The 1,761-nt window shown below is 65.6% G+C and carries 1 protein-coding gene and 1 pseudogene; both read left to right on the forward strand.

Features of this window, described 5'->3' with window-relative positions:
* Positions 1–113 precede the first annotated feature (113 nt).
* A complete protein-coding gene (locus tag EOA38_RS35635) occupies positions 114–1,463 on the forward strand; it encodes an FAD/NAD(P)-binding protein (RefSeq protein WP_348627552.1) in 1,350 nt (449 codons plus the stop codon).
* A 165-nt stretch (positions 1,464–1,628) separates the two neighbouring features.
* Positions 1,629–1,761 (forward strand): annotated as a pseudogene (locus EOA38_RS35640) (dimethyl sulfone monooxygenase SfnG); the annotation flags it as partial.

The raw sequence follows: 1,761 nt of genomic DNA on the forward strand, positions 1-1,761 counted from the left end.
ACCATCGCCGGCGACCATCGGCCGAAATCGCTCGCCAGCGCCTCGTGAACGCGCTGCCGTCCCGGCCACACAGCGATGTCGTCATTCTCGGCGGCGGCTTTACCGGCGCGGCCGTGGCCTGGCATCTTGGCCGGCAGCCTTCTCGCCCTTCCATCACGGTCGTCGAGCCGCGACCGTTCCTGGGTGGCGGGCTTGCCTATTCCGGCGAGGAGCCGTCGCACCGCGTCAACGTGCCTGCGGCCAGGATGAGCCTGTTGCCGGATGAGCCGGAGCATTTTTCGCGCTGGCTGGCGGCCAGCGGAGAGATCGAGCGCGATCCGGACGCCGTTTGGTGCAACGGCGATGTTTTTCCGAGGCGGCGGGTTTTCGGCCGCTACGTCGCCGAACAACTGAGGCCGCATCTCGAAAGTGGAGCGATCCGTCATATCCGAGGCCAGGCTCACGAGGTGAAGCGCAACGGCGATGGTTGGATCGTGGCCACGTCCGGTCAGCCGATCGCCGCCGACATGGTCGTTCTCGCCATGACGCATCCGTCGCCCGGGGTTCCATCCGCGCTCACACCGATCGCCGAAGCGCACGGCTTCGTTGCCGATGTCTACGCTGCGGATGCGCTCGGTCCCATTGCTCCGGAAGCATCGGTGCTGATCGTCGGCTCTGGGCTCACATCGGCCGACACCGTCGCCGAGCTCGACCGCCGTGGCCATCGCGGCCGCATCCTTGCGGTATCGCGTCATGGGCTTCGCTCGCGTGGGCACCCGGAGGTGCGCGGCGCGCCCTTTGGCGATTTCGTCTCTAGGCCGGCCGCGACCGCGCTTGGCCTGCTGGAGCGCGTTCGTTCGACACTGGCCGCGGCGGACGCCGAGGGCGTCAACTGGCAGTCGGTTTTCGACCAGCTGCGGCTACAGGGACCGGCCATATGGTCCGCTCTCGCGCCAGACGAGCGAACGCGGCTGGCGCGCCGGCTGCGCGCCTTCTGGGACGTGCACCGCTTCAGGATCGCGCCGCAGGTCGAGACCGTGCTCGAGCGCCGCCGCGCAGAAGGCACGTTCGACAACATCGCCGCGAGCCTGGTGGACTCGCACCGCGCTGGAGATCGCTTGGCCGTCAGCCTGCGGCGACGCGGACGGAAGCAGGTCGAAACGATGCATTTCGATACTGTCATCAACACCACGGGACCCGCGCATGGCAACGCGCTTCGGACCAGTTTGGTGCTGCGATCGCTTGCCGATGCCGGCCTGATCCGGATCGATCGGCACGGGCTCGGAATCGAAACCGGGCTCGACAGTCGCGCCATCGGTCCGGACGGTGACCCGCTTGAAGGACTGTTCGTCGCCGGCCCGCTGGCGCGCGGCACCTTTGGAGAGCTGATGGGCCTGCCTGAAGTCGCCCGTCACGCTCAAGCGGTCGCCTCTGAAATCCAAAGCCGGCTCGGCGCTCTGCCGACGATTGAGGCCGAGCGCTGAAAATCCACGGCGAATGCGGGCACGCAAAATTGAAATTTCCGTTCGGGCCAAGCCGCGAAAACGGAAAATCCTACTTTGTATATATAAGCAGTAGACTAATAAATTGGTGGCAGCTTCCGGCCACCGCCGGATCAATCGTTGGGACAGGCCAGCCGGGAGATTTCCATGCCACAGAACGATCGCGACGCAGTCAAATTCGCCTATTGGGTGCCGAACGTCTCGGGCGGGCTGGTCATCTCCAACATCGAGCAGCGGACCAATCATTCGGCCGAGTACAACCGCAAGCTGGCGCAGATCG

The sequence above is a fragment of the Mesorhizobium sp. M1E.F.Ca.ET.041.01.1.1 genome (assembly GCF_003997355.1).
Classification (GTDB): Bacteria; Pseudomonadota; Alphaproteobacteria; order Rhizobiales; family Rhizobiaceae; genus Mesorhizobium.